The following is an 18530-nucleotide window of genomic DNA, read 5'->3' on the forward strand; positions in this document are numbered from 1 at the left end:
GCGGCGCCGTACGCCCGGCAGGGCGGAGGACACCTTACGGCCCCGCCACCACCGTTCCCTTCTCCTAGAACCTGTTCTATCTTGGCGGCTGACTTGACGCACCGTCAGATCGCGGACCGGGTCCAGCGGCCGGGTCCGGCGACGCCGCCGGGAGGACAGGGACCGTGGACTTCACCTTCACCGAGGAGCAGCAGGCGGCTACCGAGGCGGCGCGCGGCGTCTTCGCCGATGTCGCCCCGGACGCGGTGCCCAGCCCGGCGGTCACCGCGGGCGCCGTGGCCGAGGGGCACGACCGCGCGCTGTGGGCCCGGCTGGCCGACGCGGACCTGCTGGGGCTGCTGCTGGCCCCGGAGTACGGCGGGGCCGGGCTGAACGCCGTGGCGCTCTGTCTGGTGCTGCGCGAGTCCGCGAAGGTGCTGGCCCGGGTGCCGCTGCTGGAGAGCACCGCCGCCGCGGCCGTCGTACAGGCCTACGGCGCCCCGGAGCTGAGGTCGGCGCTGCTCGCGGGCGTGGGCCGGGGCGAGACCGTGCTGACGGTCGCCGCGCACGGCCGCACCGGCCACGACCCCGCCGAACGCGCGGTGACCGCCCGGCGCGACGGCGACGGCTGGGTGCTGGACGGGGTGCAGACGGCGGTGCCCTGGGCCTACGACGCGGACTTCACGCTCGTACCCGCAACCGCCGTATCGACCACCGTGCTCGCCCTGGTGCCGCGCGGCCACGCGGGTGCCGTGCTCGCCGAGCAGATCTCCACCACCGGGGAACGGCTCGGCGAACTCCGGCTGGAGTCGGCACGGATCCCGGCCGCACGCGTGATCGACGCCGAGGGTGCCTGGGAATGGTTGCGGGCGCTGCTGGCGACCGGGACCTGCGCGCTGGCGCTCGGGCTGGGCGAGCGTGTCCTGCGCATGACCGCCGACTACACCAGCGGACGGGAGCAGTTCGGGCACCCGCTGGCCACCTTCCAGGCCGTCGCCATGCAGGCCGCGGACCGCTATATCGACCTACGGGCGATGGAGGCCACGCTGTGGCAGGCCGCCTGGCGGATCGGCTCGCAGGCCGCGGCGCCGGGGGCGCTGCCCGTCTCCGGGGACGTCGCCGTCGCGAAGATCTGGGCGGCGGAGGGCGTACGACGGGTCGTGCAGACCGCGCAGCATCTGCACGGCGGCTTCGGCGCCGACATCGAGTACCCGCTGCACCGCTATCACGCCTGGGCCAAGCACCTGGAACTGTCCCTCGGCCCCGCGGCGGCCCACGAGGAGGCGCTGGGCGATCTGCTGGCGGCGCATCCACCGGGCTGAGCGCCGCGGCGGCGGACCGCTAAAGAACGAAGCCCGGCTCACCCTTGTCGTTCACGACCGGACGGCCCGCGGCCTCCCACACCTGCATGCCGCCGTCGATGTTCACGGCGTCGATGCCCTGCTGGGCCAGATACATCGTGACCTGCGCGGACCGCGCGCCGGAGCGGCAGATCACATGGATCCGGCCGTCCTGCGGCGCCGCCTCGGTCAGCTCTCCGAACCGGGCGACGAACTCACTGATCGGGATGTGCAGCGCCCCGGCGGCATGCCCCGCCTGCCACTCGTCGTCCTCCCGGACGTCCAGCAGGAAGTCGCCGTCCTTGAGGTCCGTGATCTGGACCGTGGGCACACCAGCTCCGAAGTTCATGCCGCCGACGCTACCCGACGCCACGGACCGGATACGGCCCTGGGACCTCAGCCCTGCCCGAGCAGCTCCGCCAGCTCCGCCTCCCGGCCCTGGACCTCCGCCAGCAGCTGCTCGGCGATCTCCTCCAGGAGCCGGTCGGGGTCGTCGGGGGCCAGTTTGAGCATCGAGCCGATCGCGCCCTCCTCCAGCGTCCGGGCGACCTGCGTGAGCAGTTCCTTGCGCTCGGCCAGCCACTCCAGGCGGGCGTACAGCTCCTCGCTGGCGCTGGGCCGGGGCTCCGCGGGCGCCGGACCGGCCGCCCACTCCTCGGCCAGCTCCCGCAGCAGCGCCTCCTCGCCCCGGGCGTAGGCGGCGTTCACACGCGTGATGAACTCCTCACGCCGCTTGCGCTCGCCGTCCTCCTGCGCCAGGTCGGGGTGGGCCTTGCGGGCCAGCTCGCGGTAGAGCCTGCGGGCCTCGGCGCTGGGGCGGACCCGCTGCGGGGGCCGCACCGGCTGGTCCGTGAGCATCGCCGCGGCCTCCGGGAACAGGCCGTCGCCGTCCATCCAGCCGTGGAACAGCTCCTCCACGTCCGGCATCGGCAGCACCCGCGCCCGCAGCTCCTCCGCCGTGCGGCGGTCCTCCGGGTCACCGGTGCGCTCGGCGCGGGCCTCGGCGATCTGCGCGTCCAGCTCCTCGAGGCGGGCGTACATCGGGCCGAGGCGCTGGTGGTGCAGCCGGGAGAAGTTCTCGACCTCGATCCGGAAGGTCTCCACGGCGATCTCGTACTCGATCAGTGCCTGCTCGGCCGCCCGTACGGCCCGCTCGAGCCGCTCCTCGGGCCGCGACTGCTCAGCTTCCGGGGTCATCACCCGACCAGCCTAGGCCCTGTCAGCCCTCGTGGGGCGGACCGGCCCCGGGGCACTCGCGCTCACACCCCCATCTCCGCCGCCACCCGCCCGGCCCGCACCCCCGCCAGCAGGGCGGCGTGGTCGGCCTCCGTGCGGTCGGCGTAGGCCAGGGCGAAGGCGGCTATCGCCTCGTCCAGCTCCTCGTTCTTGCCGCCGTACCCGGCGATGAGCCGGGGGTCGGCGCTGTGCGAGTGGGCGCGCGCCAGCAGGGCGCCGGTCATCCGCGCGTAGTCGTCCATCTGGTCGGCGGAGAGGGCGGCGGGGTCGACGCTGCCCTTGCGGTTGCGGAACTGCCGGACCTGGAAGGGGCGCCCCTCGACCGTCGTCCAGCCCAGCAGGATGTCGCTGACGACCTGCATCCGCTTCTGCCCCAGCACCACCCGGCGCCCCTCGTGACCGGCCGTCGGCGCCTCGAAACCGGCGGCCACCAGATGCGGCACCAGCGCCGAGGAGCGGGCCTCCTTCACCTGGAGGATCAGCGGCTCACCGCGGTGGTCGAGGAGCAGCACGACGTACGACCGGGTGCCCACGCTGCCGGTGCCGACGACCCGGAACGCCACGTCGTGCACCGAGTGCCGGGCCAGCAGCGGCAGCCGGTCCTCGGAGAGGGTCGTCAGATACTCCTCCAGGGACACCGCGACCGCCGCCGCCTCCGCGTCCGGTATGCGCCGCAGCACCGGCGGCGCGTCCACGAAGCGGCGCCCGCCGTCCTCGGTCGGCTCCGTCGACTTCGCCGCGAAGCGCCCGCTGGTGTTGGCCCGCGCCTTCTCCGAGACCCGCTCGAGGGTGCCGAGCAGATCATGGGCGTCGGTGTGGGAGACCAGTTCCTCGTCCGCGATGGCGTTCCACGCGTCCAGCACCGGCAGCCTGGCCAGCAGCCGCATGGTGCGCCGGTACGCGCCCACCGCGTCGTGCGCCGCCGCCCGGCATATGTCCTCGTCGGCGCCCGCCTCCCGGCCCGCGAGCACCAGCGAGGTGGCGAGGCGCTTGAGGTCCCACTCCCAGGGGCCGTGCACCGTCTCGTCGAAGTCGTTCAGGTCGATCACCAGGCGCCCGCGCGCGTCGCCGTACAGACCGAAGTTCGCCGCGTGGGCGTCACCGCAGATCTGGGCGCGGATCCGGGTCATCGGCGTGCGCGCCAGGTCGTACGCCATCAGCCCCGCCGCACCGCGCAGGAAGGCGAACGGCGTGGCGGCCATCCGCCCCACCCGCATCGCCGTCAGCCCGGGGATCCGGCCGCGGTTGGACTCCTCGACCGCCTGCACCGCGTCGGGCCGGAGCGCGGACAGGTCGAGCGTGGCATGCGCACGTCTCGGGATCCGCCCCCGCAGCGCCTTCCCCGCCTCCTTGGGCGAAGGCACCGCCGCCCGGTCGGCCTCGCCACCGGGCCGCCACTCGGCGAACCCCCGCACCCGCGGCAGCCGCCCTGGCCCACCAGTAGCCACTGTCCGCACACCAGCGTCCGTCACTTCGACCGCCTCCCCCGTACCTGACCGCACCCGCACGCTCGAACATCAACTCGTGCCGACCGTACAACCACCGGCCCGAACGGCGTCAGCCCCTGTGGATAACCTCCCGCCTGTGGAAAACTCCGCCCACCGGGAGCCCGGGAGAACGACGGGGTGATGAGGGCGACGAGGGTGATAGGCACCGCGGGCACCGCGGGCACCGAGGCGGCCTACGCCCGCAGATACGCCAGCACGGCCAGCACCCGCCGATGCGTCTCCTCCGCCTGCGGCAGATCCAGCTTGGTGAAGATCCCGCTGATGTGCTTGCCCACGGCCGCCTCGGACACCACCAGCGCACGGGCGATCGCCCCGTTCGACCGCCCCTCCGCGATCAGGGCGAGCACCTCCCGCTCCCGGGGCGTGAGCCGCTCCAGCGGATCCCGGCGGCGGCGCAGCAGCTGCCGTACGACCTCGGGGTCCACGACCGTGCCCCCGGCCGCGACCTCGGACAGCGCGGTCACGAACTCCTCGACCTGCCCCACCCGGTCCTTGAGCAGATAGCCGACGCCCGAACCGTCACCGGAGTCGAGCAGTTCGGCGGCGTACGCCCGCTGCACGTACTGGCTGAGCACCAGCACCGGCAGCCCGGGCCGCCGCTCCCGCAGCCGGACCGCGGCGTGCAGGCCCTCGTCCTGGAAGCCGGGCGGCATGCGCACATCGGTCACGACGATGTCCGGCGTCTCCGCCTCGACCGCGGCGACCAGCGCCGCCGCGTCACCGACGGCCGCGACCACCTGGTGCCCGAAGCGGGCGAGCAGGCCGATCAGCCCCTCCCGCAGCAGCACGCTGTCCTCGGCGAGCGCTATCCGCAAAGGCCGGTCGACCAGGCCGCCGAGGTCCACTAGGCCACCGGGCCCCCCGACGTCCCTGCTGTCACCGAACGCGGCTGACAAGGAATCTCCACTCGCAACACGGTCGGTCCGCCCGCCGGACTGGCCAGGGAGAGTCTGCCATCCAGCACCGACACCCGGTCCGCGAGTCCCGTCAGCCCACTGCCCGCCCCGGCCCGCGCCCCACCGCGCCCGTCATCGCTGACCGACAGCACCAGCCGCCCGCCCCGGTGCTCACCGCTCACCCGCGCCCGGCTCGCCCCGCTGTGCCGGGCGACGTTGGCGAGCGCCTCGCTCACCACGAAGTACGCGGCGGACTCGACCGCCTCCGGCAGCCGCCCCGGCAGTTCCAGCGTCACGTCGACGGGAACCGCGGAACGGTCGGCGGCGTCCGCCACGGCGGCCGTGAGCCCGTAGTCCGTGAGCACCTTGGGATGGATGCCCTGGATCAGCTCCCGCAGCTCCGCCAGCGCCGCGGTCGCCTCCTGGTGGGCCTTGGTGAGCCGCTCGGCGAGCGGACCGCCCGGCGGCGCGTCGAGGCGGGCCAGACCGAGCGTCATCGTCAGTGCCACGAGCCGCTGTTGGGCCCCGTCGTGCAGATCGCGCTCGATACGGCGGCGCTCCGCCTCGAAGGCGTCGACCAACCGCACGCGCGAGCGGGTCAGTTCGACGACCCGCTCGTCCAACTCACCCTCGCGGGAAGCGATCAGCGCCCGCGTCAGTGCCGCCCGTGCCCCCGCTCCGACGCCCAGCAGATAGGCGCCCGCGCACAGCAGCACCAGCCCGAGCACGGCCACCGCGAAGGCGGCGGGCCAAGTCGTGACCGTCCACAGCTTGAGGACCTTCGCCTCCCGCCCGCCCCCCGCCGTCGCCATCAGCAGCGGCGTCGCGGCCACGGCCGCCGGACAGAGCAGCGCGACGGTGACCACGAGCGCGTCGACGGGCCACAGCAACCCCGCGAACAGCACGGCGTACCCCAGCTCCCGCCAGGTCGCCCGCGCCCGCAGCCGCGTCCTCAGCCAGGCCCACGGTCCCCCGGCGTCGGGCACCCGATGCGCCACCACCGGATCCGCCCCCGCCACCACCGGATCCGCCCCCGCCCCCACCATCCGCAGCCTGCGCCGCTCCAGCCGGGCGACCGGTATCCCGGCCAGTGCGAGGGCCACGAGCAGCGGCAGCCCCACACCCACCACCGCGAGGACCCCGCCGAGCGCGGCCAGCAGCACCAGCGCCACCAGCAGGGCCGCCCCGACGAGCACCCCGCTCAGCAGGTACCCCACGGCCCGCCACGGCCACGCCGACAGCAGGTAGCGCGGGTCGGCCAGGGCCTGCCAGACGGTGCGCGGGGGCGCGGTGCGCGGGGTGCGAGGGGGCATGCGGATCACCGTAGAAGGCACCCTCCCGCGCGGGCCATCGCCCAGGGGCGACCAACGGGGGTAGGCCTGGCCCTACCCCAAGTCTCGGTCCCACCGCACTGCGCACCACCGCCCCCGGACGGTGGGGTGGGGCCATGACCTCAGCAGCCGTCCAACTCCACGCCGTCAGCAGGCACTACGGCACCGGAGACCGCACCGTCGCCGCCCTCGACGACGTGTCGCTCGCCTTCCCCCGGGGCACGTTCACCGCCGTCATGGGCCCCTCCGGCTCCGGCAAGTCGACGCTGTTGCAGTGCGCCGCCGGGCTGGACCGGCCCACCTCCGGCTCGGTCCGGATCGGCGGCACGGAGCTGACCGGGCTGAGCGAGCGCGGGCTGACCCTGCTGCGCCGGGACCGCGTCGGCTTCGTCTTCCAGGCCTTCAACCTGCTGCCGTCCCTCACCGCCGAGCAGAACGTCGCCCTGCCGCTGCGCCTGGCCGGACGCCGCGTCCCCAGGGCCCGGATCCGCGAGGTCCTCCACCAGGTCGGTCTGGGCGACCGCGCCCGGCACCGCCCCACCCAGCTCTCCGGCGGCCAGCAGCAGCGCGTCGCCCTCGCCCGCGCCCTGGTCACCCGCCCCGACGTCCTCTTCGGCGACGAGCCGACCGGCGCCCTCGACTCACGCACCGGGCGCGAGGTGCTGGCCCTGCTGCGCGGCATGGTCGACCGCGAGGGCCAGACAGTGATCATGGTCACACACGACCCGGTGGCCGCCGCCCACGCGGACCGGGTCGTCTTCCTCGTCGACGGCCGCCCGGCGGGCCGCCTCGACGGCGCCGACGCGGACGCCATCGCCCAGCACATGACCACCCTCACCACGACTCGTGAGGCGGCCCCCACATGCTGACCACCGCCCTCCGCACCCTCCGCGCCCGCTGGACCACCCTCATCGGCACCTTCCTCGCCCTCTCCCTGGGCGTCGCCCTCCTCACCGTCACCGGCCTGACCCTGGCCGCCTCCCTGGAAGCCCCCACCCGCGCCCCGGAACGTTTCGCCACCACCACATCCACCACCACCACATCCACCACCGCCACCGCCACGTCCACCGCCACCGCCACGTCCACCACCACCGCCACCGCCACCACATCCACCACCACCGCCCCCGCCCCCGTCGTCGTCAAGGCGCGGGACACCGTGCGCGTCCCCACCCCCACGGGCGACCGCGTCAGGAAGATCCCCCACCCGCGCGGCATACCACCCACGACCGTCGCCGCACTGCGGCACCTCGGCCCGGTCACCGAGGACAGGACGTACCCCGTACCCACCCGCACCCCCTCCGGCCCCCGCGTCCTGACCGGCCACCCCTGGCCCACGGCCCGCTACGCCCCGTACGACCTGACCACCGGCCGTGCCCCCCGCACCCCCGCCGAAGTCGTCGTCAGCGACCGCCACGCGCGCGTGGGCGACCGTCTGCGCACCGGCCACGGCACCGTGCGGGTCGTCGGCACGGTCGCCCCTCTCGGCTTCGAGGACCCGATCTTCCACACCGCCGCCCGCGCCGCCCAGTTGGCGCCGGTGAGCACCCAACTGGTCGTGACGGCACCCCCGTCGGCGGTCCGCAAGGCGTTGCGGCACGAGCCCGTCGACGTGCTCACCGGCGACGCCCGCCGCCTCGCCGACGCCGACCCGGACCGCGACACCGAAACCCTCACCGCGCTCAACGCCCTGTTCGGCACGGCCGGAGGCGTCAGCGCGTTCGTGTCGGTGTTCGTGGTGGCGTCCACGTTCGCGTTCGCGGTGGCCCAGCGGCGCCGGGAGTTCGGGCTGCTGCGCACTGCCGGGGCGACCCCTGGCCAGATCCGGCGGACGGTGCTGGCCGAGGCGCTGCTGGTCGGCGTACTGGCCGCCGCGGCGGGCTGTGCGCTCGGCGGCCGGGCCGCGCCGCCGCTCGCCGCGCGCGTGGTGGACGCCGGTCTCGCCCCGGCCTGGTTCCGCGTCGGCGACGCCACCTGGCCGTACCACGCGGCCTTCTGGACGGGCCTCCTCGTCGCCCTGTGCGGCGTGCTGGCCGCGTCCTGGCGGGCGGGCCGCACGGGGCCCGTGGAGGCGCTGCGGGAGGCCTCCGTGGACGCCGGGGCGATGACGTGGGGCAGGGGGCTGTGCGGCGTGGCCCTGCTGCTGACGGCCGCGGGCACGCTCACCGTCGCCCTGGTCACCGAGCCGGGCGACCTGCTGCACCGCAAGACCTACGTCAGCCGTCCCATGCTGCTGATCGCCGCGGTCGCGCTGCTCGCCCCGCCGCTGGTCGGCCCGCTGACCCGGCTGCTCACCCGCCTCCCGGCCCGGCTCCCCGGCGCGGGCGCCCTGCTGGTCCGCGAGAACGCCACGACGAACGTGCGCCGTACCGCCGCGCTCGCGGCGCCGGTGCTGGTCACGGTCGCCCTCACCGGCTCCCTGCTGGGCGCCACGGCGACCCTCTCCGCGGCCCGGGCGACGGAGACCCGCGAGCAGACCACGGCCGACTACGTCATCACCGCCCCCGCCGTCACCCCGGCCACCCTGCGCGCCCTGAGCACCGTCCCCGGTACCCGCGCCGTCTCCCCCTCCGCCACCACCGCCGTACACGTCCTGGAGGACGACGTGGCCCTCGTCAGGTCCGAGGCCCGCGCCGCCGACCCCGCGCGGCTGGCCGCGACCACCCGCCTCCCGCTCACCGCCGGAAAGGTGACCGACCTGGACGACGGCTCGATCATCGTCAACGAGGAAATCGAGGAAGGGGCCCGGCACCGCGTCGGAGAACACGTCGACGTGTGGCTCGGCGACGGCACCCGCAGGTCGCTGCGGATCGCCGCCGTGCTGCGCACCGGCACCGGCGACAACGGCGTCTACGTCACCCCGGCCAACGCCCCCGGCGCGCCCATCGACCGCGTCGACGTGACCCTCGCCCCGGGCGCCGACCCGGCCACCGTGGCGGCGGCGCTGCGCACGGCGGTCGACGGCACCGGCGCCCGCGTCCTCACCGAGGAGGAGTGGACACGGGACAGCCGCCCGGGCACCGACCGCACCACCCGCCTGGGCTTCCTGCTGGTCCTCGGCATCGCCCTGCTCTACACCGGCATCTCGGTGGCCAACACCATGGTCATGGCCACCTCGGACCGCGTCCGCGACCTCACCGCCCTGCGGCTGGCGGGCGCCACGCGCGGGCAGGTGCTCCGGCTGGTCTGCGCCGAGGCGCTCACGGTGGTGGCGGTGGGGGCGCTGCTGGGCCTGCTGACCGCCGTACTGAACCTGCTCGGCATGGGAGCCGCGCTCGCGGCCCTCTCGGTGCCCACCGTCCCGCACCTCCCCTGGCAGGCGCTCGGCGCCACCACGGCGGCCTGCGCCGTCCTCGCGGTGCTCGCCACCCTCGCCGCCACGGCGCTCGCCCTGCGCGGCACCAGGACCGCCGCCTGAGACTTTGTTCACAGCGCAAGCATCCGGAGAGGCGGGCCCGGACACACGGAACGGGCGGCATCGTCGTCACGATGCCGCCCGTTCCGGATGGTGCGCGAGGGGGGAGTTGAACCCCCACGCCCTTGCGGGCACTGGAACCTGAATCCAGCGCGTCTGCCTATTCCGCCACCCGCGCATTGGGTGTGTCCTCTGGTCCCTTGCCCCTTGGGGCCCGGCGCCTTCCGACACGCAGAACATTAGCACGCTGGCCGGGGTGGATTCACATCCCTTTCCCCGGGCAGAGGACCCCCAACCCGGCACCCCGCGCCACTCCGCACGACACCGCTCCTCCAGAACTCTTCCGTCACGTATCAACCTCGTACCGAGACAGCCCGTCTCCCCAGGAGCCGTACGGAGTCCACAGTCCGGTGCGGGACACTGGTCTTCGGCCGCCTCTACGATCCTTGCCAGGACGACGTCCAAAGAGGAGTTCGAAGGGGGTCTCCGGAGGGAACTTCGGAGGCGTCGACACCCGTCGACCGGGCCGACAGGGGGAACCAGCCGATTCACCGGCGCGTGGATACGATCAGTAAGCAGTACCGGGTAAGCAGTAGCGACACCCGCAGCGGCAAGGGCAACGGCGGCGACGACGGAGGAGGTGCCCCATGGGAGTCCTGAAGAAGTTCGAGCAGCGTCTCGAAGGTCTGGTCAACGGCACCTTCGCCAAGGTGTTCAAGTCCGAGGTGCAGCCCGTGGAGATCGCGGGAGCACTCCAGCGCGAGTGCGACAACAACGCCACCATCTGGAACCGGGACCGCACCGTCGTGCCCAACGACTTCATCGTGGAGCTGAGCACCCCCGACTTCGAGCGGCTCAGCCCCTACTCCGGGCAGCTCGGCGACGAGCTGGCCGGGATGGTGCGCGACTACGCCAAGCAGCAGCGGTACACCTTCATGGGCCCCATCAAGGTGCACCTGGAGAAGGCCGACGACCTCGACACGGGCCTGTACCGGGTCCGCAGCCGTACCCTCGCCTCCTCCAGCAGCCAGGCCCCCGGCGGCCCCGCCGCCGCCCCACCGCAGGCCGGACAGCGGCCCGGCGGCTACGGCTACCCGCCGCAGCCCGCCACGGCCCCGCCCCCCATGCCGTCCGCGCCCCCGCCCGGCGGCGGCTACGGCTACCCGCCGCCCGCCGCCCCGCAGCGCCCCGCCGCCGCCGCGCCGGGTTCCCGCACCAGACACTGGATCGAGATCAACGGCACCCGCCATCAGATCTCCCGCGCGACGCTGGTGCTGGGCCGCAGCACCGAGGCCGACGTGCGGATCGACGACCCCGGCGTGAGCCGACGGCACTGCGAGATCCGGACCGGAACGCCCTCGACGATCCAGGATCTCGGGTCCACCAACGGCATCGTGGTGGACGGGCAGCACACCACCCGCGCTACGCTCCGCGACGGCTCGCGGATCGTCGTGGGCAGTACCACCGTTATCTATAGGCAAGCCGAAGGGTGATCCGGGGGCAATGTCAGAGCTGACCCTCACGGTCATGCGGCTGGGTTTCCTGGCCGTACTGTGGCTGTTCGTGATCGTGGCCGTGCAGGTCATCCGCAGCGATCTGTTCGGTACGCGTGTCACGCAGCGCGGCTCGCGGCGCGACGCGGGGCGCGCGCAGCAGCCCGCGCGCCAGGCCGCCGCGCCTCCGCCCCAGCGGCAGCAGCCCGCGGGCGGCCGTGGGCGCCGTGGCGCCCCCACCAAGCTGGTGGTGACCGAAGGCACGCTGACCGGCACCACCGTCGCGCTCCAGGGCCAGACCATCACCCTGGGCCGGGCGCATGACAGCACCATCGTGCTGGACGACGACTACGCCTCCAGCAGGCATGCCAGGATCTATCCGGACCGGGACGGCCAGTGGATCGTCGAGGACCTCGGCTCCACCAATGGCACGTATCTCGACCGGACGCGGCTGACGACCCCCACACCGATCTCGCCGGGTGCTCCGATCCGCATCGGCAAGACCGTCATCGAGCTGCGGAAGTAGTGCTACATCATGAATGAGCGCGAGCGGAGCGAGCACGCAGCGGCGGTCCACACCCGGGGCCCCGGCGCGCTCCCGACCGGAGGGTGGGCAGTGTGGCTCGACACGATCGGCTGTACCCGGAGCCGACGGGCGAGGTGCGCATGAGTCTGTCACTGCGCTTCGCCGCCGGTTCGCACAAAGGCATGATCCGGGAGGGCAACGAGGACTCCGGATACGCCGGTCCGCGCCTGCTCGCCATCGCCGACGGCATGGGTGGCGCGGCGGCCGGTGAGGTCGCCTCCTCCGAGGCGATCTCCACCATCGTCGCCCTCGACGACGACATCCCCGGCTCCGACGTCCTCACCTCCCTCGGGACGGCCGTGCAGCGGGCCAACGACCAACTGCGGCAGATGGTCGAGGAGGACCCGACCCTGGAGGGCATGGGCACCACGCTCACCGCCCTGCTGTGGACCGGCCAGCGGCTCGGTCTCGTCCATGTCGGCGACTCGCGCGCGTACCTGCTGCGCGACGGGGTGCTCACCCAGATCACGCAGGACCACACCTGGGTGCAGCGGCTCGTCGACGAGGGCCGGATCACCGAGGAAGAGGCCACCACCCACCCGCAGCGGTCGCTGCTGATGCGCGCGCTGGGCAGCGGCGACCACGTCGAGCCCGATCTGTCGATCCGCGAGGTCAGGGCGGGCGACCGGTATCTGATCTGCTCCGACGGCCTCTCCGGCGTCGTGTCCCACCAGACCCTGGAGGACACCCTCGCCAGCTACCAGGGCCCGCAGGAGACCGTGCAGGACCTGATCCAGCTCGCGCTGCGCGGCGGCGGCCCCGACAACATCACCGTCATCGTCGCCGACGTCCTCGACCTCGACACCGGCGACACCCTCGCCGGACAGCTGTCCGACACCCCGGTGGTGGTCGGCGCGGTCGCGGAGAACCAGAACCAGCTGAGCGACAACGGCATCATGCAGACCCCGGCGGGCCGCGCCTCCGGCCTCGGCCGCCAGGGCCAGGGCGGTGGCGGCGGCGAGTTCGGCCCGCCCGGCTCCGGCGACACCACCGGCTACGTCCCGGCGGGCGGCTTCGGCGGCTACGGCGACGACGACTTCGTCAAGCCCAGCGGCGGCCGCAGGTGGCTCAAGCGGTCCTTCTACGGCGTCCTCGCGCTGGCCGTCGTGGGCGGCGGTCTGTACGGCGGCTACCGCTGGACGCAGACCCAGTACTACGTCGGCGTCAACGGCGAGCACGTCGCCCTGTACCGGGGCATCAGCCAGGACCTGGCCTGGGTGTCGCTGTCGGAGGTGGAGAAGGACCACCCCGACATCGAACTCAAGTACCTGCCGCCGTACCAGCAGAAGCTGGTCAAGGACACCCTGGCCGAGGGCAGCCTGAAGAACGCGCAGGCCAAGATCGACGAACTGGCCGTGCAGGCCTCCGCGTGCGAGAAGGAGGCCAAGCGGCGCGAGGCCGAGAGCGAGAACAACTCCAGCACCGGCGAGGGCGAGGCAGGCGGCACCACGGGAACCACCCCGGCCTCCTTCACGTCCAAGGCGTCACCGAGCCCGTCCACGACCCCGTCCCCCTCCCCGTCCGCGACCACGCCCACTCCCAACCCCGGCCCGAGCCTGTCGGAGGAAGAGCAGAAGGTCGTCTCGCTGTGCGGTAAGCAGTAGGCAGCCGTGAGAGGCCCCGTCACACGATGAGCAGTTCACCCAACACGTCGACGCACCACACGTCCACGATCGGCGCGATCGGCGCGCCCAGCCGCCGCAACACCGAACTGGCGCTGCTGGTGTTCGCGGTCGTCATCCCGGTCTTCGCGTACGCCAACGTGGGCCTGGCCATCAACGACGAGGTGCCCGCCGGGCTGCTGAGCTACGGCCTCGGCCTCGGTCTCCTCGCGGGCGTCGGCCATCTCGTCGTCCGCAAGTTCGCCCCGTACGCGGATCCGCTGCTGCTGCCGCTGGCCACGCTGCTCAACGGGCTCGGCCTGGTCGCCATCTGGCGGCTCGACCAGTCCAAGCTGCTCCAGTCCATCGACCAGGCGGGCGGCGCCGCGCCCCGCCAGCTGCTCTACACGGCGATGGGCATCACGCTGTTCGTCGTGGTGCTGATCTTCCTCAAGGACCACCGCGTCCTGCAGCGCTACACCTACATCTCCATGCTGGGCGCCCTGGTCCTGCTGCTGCTCCCGCTGGTGCCGGGCCTCGGCACGGGCTTCTACGGCGCCAAGATCTGGATCCAGGTCGGCTCCTTCACCATCCAGCCCGGTGAGTTCGCCAAGATCGTCCTCGCCGTCTTCTTCGCGGGCTACCTGATGGTGAAGCGCGACGCGCTCGCGCTGGCCAGCCGCCGCTTCATGGGCCTGTACCTGCCGCGCGGCCGCGACCTCGGACCGATCCTGGTCGTCTGGGGCATCTCGATCCTCATCCTGGTCTTCGAGACCGACCTCGGTACGTCGCTGCTGTTCTTCGGAATGTTCGTCATCATGCTGTACGTCGCCACCGAGCGGACCAGCTGGATCGTCTTCGGTCTGCTGATGTCCGCGGTCGGCGCCGTCGGCGTGGCCTCCTTCGAGCCGCACATCCAGCAGCGCGTGGACGCCTGGCTCGACCCGATGCGCGAGTACACGCTCTCCCGCGAGGGCGTCGCCGGCCACTCCGAGCAGGCCATGCAGGCGCTGTGGGCGTTCGGCTCCGGCGGCACCCTCGGCACCGGCTGGGGCCAGGGCCACTCCGAGCTGATCCGGTTCGCCGCCAACTCCGACTTCATCCTGGCCACCTTCGCCGAGGAACTGGGCCTGGCCGGCGTCATGGCGCTGCTGCTGCTCTACGCCCTCATCGCCGAGCGCGGCGTGCGCACCGCCCTCGCCGCCCGCGACCCCTTCGGCAAGCTGCTCGCCATCGGCCTCTCCGGCGCCTTCGCCCTGCAGGTGTTCGTCGTCGCGGGCGGTGTGATGGGCCTCATCCCGCTGACCGGTATGACCATGCCGTTCCTGGCGTACGGCGGTTCGTCGGTGATCGCCAACTGGGCGCTGATCGGCATCCTGCTGAGAATCAGCGACACCGCGCGCCGTCCCGCCCCGTCCCCGGCTCCCAACCCGGACGCCGAGATGACGCAGGTGGTCCGCTCGTGAACAAGCCGCTGCGCCGCGTCGCGGTCTTCTGCGGGCTGCTCGTACTGACCCTGCTGCTCCGCGACAACTGGCTCCAGTACGCCCGCTCCGACGAGCTGGCCACGGACACCGCCAACCGCCGCGTCGCCATCGAGCGGTACGCCACCCCCCGCGGCGACATCATCGTCGGCGGCAAGGCGATCACCGGCTCCAAGCGGGCGGAGGGCGGCGACTTCGAGTACGTCCGCACCTACAGGGACGGCGCCATGTGGGCGCCGGTCACCGGCTACGCCTCCCAGGCCTTCGGCACCAACCAGCTGGAGAACCTCGAGGACCCCATCCTCACCGGCAAGGACGACCGCCTCTTCTTCCGCAACACCCTCGACATGGTGACCGGCAAGAAGAAGGAGGGCGGCAACGTCGTCACCACCCTCAACGCCGCCGCGCAGAAGGCCGCGTACGAGGGCCTCGCGCAGCGCGGCAAGGGCGCGGTGGTGGCGCTCGACCCGGCCACCGGCGCGATCCTGGCGCTGGCCTCCTACCCGTCGTACGACCCCTCGACGATCGCCGGATACTCCGCGGACGACGAGAAGGCCTGGAACAGGCTCCAGAAGAAGAACAACGCCGACGACCCGATGCTCAACCGGGCGCTGCGCGAGACCTACCCGCCGGGCTCCACCTTCAAGGTGGTCACCGCGGCGGCGGCGCTGGAGCACGGCCTGTACGACGGCGCGGACGCCAAGACGGACACCCCGCTGCCGTGGGTGATGCCGGGCACCACCACCGAACTGCCGAACGAGGGCAACATCCCCTGCGAGAACGCCACGCTGCGGGTGGCGCTCCAGTACTCCTGCAACACCGTCTTCGGCAAGGTCGGCTCGGACCTCGGCAACGACAAGATGCTCCAGACGGCCAAGTCCTTCGGGTTCACCTCCGAGCAGTTCACGCCGGTCCGCTCGACGGCGTCCGTGTTCTCCGACGACATGAACAAGTCGCAGACCGCGCTGTCGTCGATCGGCCAGTTCAACACCGCCGCGACCCCGCTGCAGATGGCGATGGTGGCCTCGGCGGTGGCCAACGACGGCAGGCTCATGAAGCCGTACATGGTCGACAAGCTCCAGGCGTCCAACGTCGACACCCTCGCGCAGACCGAGCCGGAGGAACTGAGCCGCCCGCTCTCCTCGGAGAACGCGCAGATCCTCCAGTCGATGATGGAGACCGTCGTCGAGGACGGCACCGGCCGCAACGCGGCGATCGACGGGGTCACCGTCGGCGGCAAGACCGGTACCGCCCAGCACGGCGTCGACAACAGCGAGAAGCCGTACGCCTGGTTCGTCTCGTACGCCAAGACCGACGACGGCGGCTCACCGGTCGCCGTCGCCGTGGTCGTCGAGGACGAGAACGCCAACCGTGACGACATCTCCGGCGGCGGCCTCGCGGCGCCGATCGCGAAGAGCGTGATGGAGGCGGTCATCAACAGCAGGCAGTGAGACGCCCGTCACGTCGGCTTCACAACGGCGCACGTTGCGATACCGGTCCTGTATCGAGTGACGGGCTTGGCCGAGTCCCACAAATAGACCCGGGTACGGTAGGCCCGGACGGGCAGCCTCCGACCGCACGGCCCGTGCCGGTCGGATCCGACGGAGAGGGCTGGTAGGAAGCTATGGAAGAGCCGCGTCGCCTCGGCGGCCGGTACGAGCTGGGCCATGTGCTCGGCCGTGGTGGCATGGCCGAGGTCTACCTCGCGCATGACTCCCGGCTCGGTCGCACGGTGGCGGTGAAGACGCTGCGCGCGGACCTCGCGCGCGACCCGTCCTTCCAGGCCCGGTTCCGCCGGGAGGCCCAGTCGGCCGCCTCGCTCAACCACCCCGCGATCGTGGCGGTCTACGACACGGGCGAGGACTACATCGACGGGGTCTCGATCCCGTACATCGTCATGGAGTACGTCGACGGGTCCACTCTGCGTGAGCTGCTGCACTCCGGCCGCAAGCTGCTGCCGGAGCGGTCGATGGAGATGACCATCGGCATCCTCCAGGGCCTGGAGTACGCCCACCGCAACGGCATCGTGCACCGCGACATCAAACCGGCGAACGTCATGCTGACGCGCACCGGCCAGGTCAAGGTGATGGACTTCGGCATCGCCCGCGCCATGGGCGACTCCGGGATGACGATGACCCAGACCGCGGCCGTCATCGGCACCGCCCAGTACCTCTCCCCCGAGCAGGCCAAGGGCGAGCAGGTCGACGCCCGCTCCGACCTGTACTCCACGGGCTGTCTGCTGTACGAGCTGCTGACCGTCCGGCCGCCGTTCGTCGGTGACTCCCCGGTCGCGGTCGCCTACCAGCACGTCCGCGAGGAACCGCAGTCGCCCAGCGTCTTCGACCCCGAGATCACGCCCGAGATGGACGCGATCGTGCTGAAGGCGCTGGTCAAGGACCCGAACTACCGTTACCAGTCGGCCGACGAGATGCGCGCCGACATCGAGGCGTGCCTGGACGGCCAGCCGGTCGCGGCCACCGCCGCGATGGGCGCGGTGGCCTACGGCGGCTACGGCGACGACAAGCCGACCACGGCCCTGCGCGCGGACTCGGGCGCCGCCACCACCATGCTGCCCCCGATGAACCCGGACGACGGCGGCTACGGCTACGACGAGCGTCCCGACCGGCGCCGCCAGAAGAAGTCCAACACCTCGACGGTCCTGCTGGTCGTCGCGGCGGTGCTGGTGCTGGTGGGCGCGATCCTGATCGGGCGGTGGGCGTTCGGCGACAAAGGCGTGGGCAACGACAAGACCGCTGTGCCCAACTTCGTCGGGCTGTCCCAGGAGGACGCCCAGAAGCAGGCGGAGAACGGCGACCTGACGCTGGAGATCGCCAAGAAGCCCTGTGAGGAACAGAAGAAGGGCTTCGTCTGCGATCAGGACCCGGTGGGCGGCACGACCGTCGACAAGAACACCGTCGTGAACGTGACGGTGTCGACGGGCGCCCCCAAGGTCGCCGTACCGAACGTGATCGACAAGGACGTGGACGCGGCCACGACGATCCTCCAGGACAAGGGCTTCAAGGTCGAGACCAAGACGACCGAGTCCTCCCAGGAGCCGGGCACCGTCCTCAGCCAGGATCCGGACCCCGGTACCGAGCTGGAGAAGAGTTCCACGGTGACCCTCGAGGTCGCCAAGGAAGAGGCCAAGGAGACCGTTCCGGACGTCACCGGTCAGACCTGCGAGCAGGCGCTGGCGCGGATGCAGGAGAACGGCCTCACCGGTTCGTGCGTGGACGAGGCGACCCAGGACGACAACCTGAACGGCAAGGTCATCCGGACGACGCCGACGGCCAACTCCTCCGTCGACAAGGGCTCCAGCGTGACGATCTTCGTCGGCAAGAAGGAGCAGAAGAAGACCGCGGTGCCGGATGTGCGCGGGCGCTCGGTGGCGGAGGCCAAGCAGCTCCTCGGCCAGTCCGGGTTCACCCAGATCCAGTTCGCGCCGAACAGCGACCAGAGCGACACGGCGATCGTCACCGACCAGAACCCGAAGAACGGTGAGGTCGACAACCCCGCGGCCACGGTGATCACCCTGACGACCGTCGGGTTCGGCCAGAACAACGGCGGGAGCAACGGCGGCTTCCTCGGCGGCGGCGACGGCGACTGAGCCACCGCCCGGACAGCACTGAGCCCCGGCACCCTGTTCAGGGTGCCGGGGCTCTCG

General features: G+C 72.5%; 14 protein-coding genes and 1 tRNA gene. 9 read left to right on the forward strand and 6 right to left on the reverse strand.

Annotated elements, in window-relative coordinates:
- Nucleotides 1-164: 164 nt before the first annotated feature.
- A complete protein-coding gene (locus ACFVQG_RS10040; protein ID WP_383378944.1) occupies nt 165-1301 on the forward strand; it encodes an acyl-CoA dehydrogenase family protein in 1137 nt (378 codons plus the stop codon).
- Nucleotides 1302-1320: 19 nt separating this feature from the next.
- Here the strand turns inward: ACFVQG_RS10040 and ACFVQG_RS10045 are convergent, their stop codons facing one another.
- The 5 genes from ACFVQG_RS10045 to ACFVQG_RS10065 form a co-directional block, all read right to left on the reverse strand.
- Nucleotides 1321-1650, reverse strand: a complete 330-nt coding sequence (locus tag ACFVQG_RS10045) for a rhodanese-like domain-containing protein (RefSeq protein ID WP_383379754.1) — start codon at nt 1648-1650, stop codon at nt 1321-1323.
- A gap of 65 nt (nt 1651-1715) precedes the next feature.
- The gene (locus ACFVQG_RS10050) at nt 1716-2516 is read right to left on the reverse strand and encodes a hypothetical protein (protein WP_383378947.1); all 801 of its coding nucleotides are present in this window, start codon (nt 2514-2516) and stop codon (nt 1716-1718) included.
- Between the two features lie 62 nt (nt 2517-2578).
- Nucleotides 2579-4012: a DUF2252 domain-containing protein gene (locus ACFVQG_RS10055; protein WP_383379756.1), complete on the reverse strand. Its 1434-nt coding sequence runs from the start codon at nt 4010-4012 to the stop codon at nt 2579-2581.
- Between the two features lie 224 nt (nt 4013-4236).
- Nucleotides 4237-4908, reverse strand: a complete 672-nt coding sequence (locus ACFVQG_RS10060) for a response regulator (RefSeq protein ID WP_383378950.1) — start codon at nt 4906-4908, stop codon at nt 4237-4239.
- Nucleotides 4908-6272 carry a sensor histidine kinase gene (locus ACFVQG_RS10065; RefSeq protein ID WP_383378955.1) on the reverse strand — a complete coding sequence of 455 codons (1365 nt, stop codon included), beginning with the start codon at nt 6270-6272 and terminating at the stop codon, nt 4908-4910. The genes ACFVQG_RS10060 and ACFVQG_RS10065 overlap by 1 nt, the downstream gene beginning before the upstream one ends.
- Before the next feature lie 134 nt (nt 6273-6406).
- On the opposite strand from ACFVQG_RS10065, the gene ACFVQG_RS10070 reads away from it, so the two are divergent.
- Together ACFVQG_RS10070 and ACFVQG_RS10075 are read left to right on the forward strand one after the other, a co-directional pair.
- Entirely contained in the window at nt 6407-7159 is a 753-nt protein-coding gene (locus ACFVQG_RS10070; protein WP_383378959.1) for an ABC transporter ATP-binding protein, read from the forward strand.
- Nucleotides 7153-9705: an FtsX-like permease family protein gene (locus ACFVQG_RS10075; protein ID WP_383378963.1), complete on the forward strand. Its 2553-nt coding sequence runs from the start codon at nt 7153-7155 to the stop codon at nt 9703-9705. The genes ACFVQG_RS10070 and ACFVQG_RS10075 overlap by 7 nt, the downstream gene beginning before the upstream one ends.
- Before the next feature lie 88 nt (nt 9706-9793).
- On the opposite strand, the gene ACFVQG_RS10080 is transcribed toward ACFVQG_RS10075, so the two are convergent.
- Nucleotides 9794-9880, reverse strand: a tRNA-Leu gene (locus ACFVQG_RS10080).
- Between the two features lie 469 nt (nt 9881-10349).
- On the opposite strand from ACFVQG_RS10080, the gene ACFVQG_RS10085 reads away from it, so the two are divergent.
- The 6 genes from ACFVQG_RS10085 (at nt 10350) to pknB (ending at nt 18473) form a co-directional block, all read left to right on the forward strand.
- Nucleotides 10350-11195, forward strand: a complete 846-nt coding sequence (locus ACFVQG_RS10085) for an FhaA domain-containing protein (protein ID WP_383378965.1) — start codon at nt 10350-10352, stop codon at nt 11193-11195.
- A 10-nt stretch (nt 11196-11205) separates the two neighbouring features.
- On the forward strand, nt 11206-11721 hold the full coding sequence (locus ACFVQG_RS10090; protein ID WP_383378969.1) for an FHA domain-containing protein: 516 nt from the start codon (nt 11206-11208) through the stop codon (nt 11719-11721).
- 140 nt (nt 11722-11861) lie between these two features.
- Nucleotides 11862-13385, forward strand: a complete 1524-nt coding sequence (locus tag ACFVQG_RS10095; RefSeq protein WP_383379759.1) for a Stp1/IreP family PP2C-type Ser/Thr phosphatase — start codon at nt 11862-11864, stop codon at nt 13383-13385.
- A gap of 26 nt (nt 13386-13411) precedes the next feature.
- Nucleotides 13412-14848, forward strand: a complete 1437-nt coding sequence (locus ACFVQG_RS10100) for an FtsW/RodA/SpoVE family cell cycle protein (RefSeq protein ID WP_383378973.1) — start codon at nt 13412-13414, stop codon at nt 14846-14848.
- Nucleotides 14845-16317 carry a peptidoglycan D,D-transpeptidase FtsI family protein gene (locus ACFVQG_RS10105; protein WP_383378977.1) on the forward strand — a complete coding sequence of 491 codons (1473 nt, stop codon included), beginning with the start codon at nt 14845-14847 and terminating at the stop codon, nt 16315-16317. The genes ACFVQG_RS10100 and ACFVQG_RS10105 overlap by 4 nt, the downstream gene beginning before the upstream one ends.
- Before the next feature lie 173 nt (nt 16318-16490).
- A complete protein-coding gene (pknB, locus tag ACFVQG_RS10110) occupies nt 16491-18473 on the forward strand; it encodes a Stk1 family PASTA domain-containing Ser/Thr kinase (RefSeq protein WP_383378980.1) in 1983 nt (660 codons plus the stop codon).
- The last annotated feature ends 57 nt before the right edge of the window (nt 18474-18530 follow it).

The sequence above is a fragment of the Streptomyces sp. NPDC057877 genome (assembly GCF_042796855.1).
GTDB lineage: Bacteria > Actinomycetota > Actinomycetes > Streptomycetales > Streptomycetaceae > Streptomyces.

Coding starts and splice junctions, on each gene's coding strand:
- ACFVQG_RS10065 (WP_383378955.1), bottom strand. CDS start 6,272: ATGCCCCCTCGCACCCCGCGCACCGCGCCCCCGCGCACCGTCTGGCAG.
- ACFVQG_RS10075 (WP_383378963.1), top strand. CDS start 7,153: ATGCTGACCACCGCCCTCCGCACCCTCCGCGCCCGCTGGACCACCCTC.
- pknB (WP_383378980.1), top strand. CDS start 16,491: ATGGAAGAGCCGCGTCGCCTCGGCGGCCGGTACGAGCTGGGCCATGTG.
- ACFVQG_RS10100 (WP_383378973.1), top strand. CDS start 13,412: ATGAGCAGTTCACCCAACACGTCGACGCACCACACGTCCACGATCGGC.
- ACFVQG_RS10050 (WP_383378947.1), bottom strand. CDS start 2,516: ATGACCCCGGAAGCTGAGCAGTCGCGGCCCGAGGAGCGGCTCGAGCGG.
- ACFVQG_RS10070 (WP_383378959.1), top strand. CDS start 6,407: ATGACCTCAGCAGCCGTCCAACTCCACGCCGTCAGCAGGCACTACGGC.
- ACFVQG_RS10085 (WP_383378965.1), top strand. CDS start 10,350: ATGGGAGTCCTGAAGAAGTTCGAGCAGCGTCTCGAAGGTCTGGTCAAC.
- ACFVQG_RS10095 (WP_383379759.1), top strand. CDS start 11,862: ATGAGTCTGTCACTGCGCTTCGCCGCCGGTTCGCACAAAGGCATGATC.
- ACFVQG_RS10090 (WP_383378969.1), top strand. CDS start 11,206: ATGTCAGAGCTGACCCTCACGGTCATGCGGCTGGGTTTCCTGGCCGTA.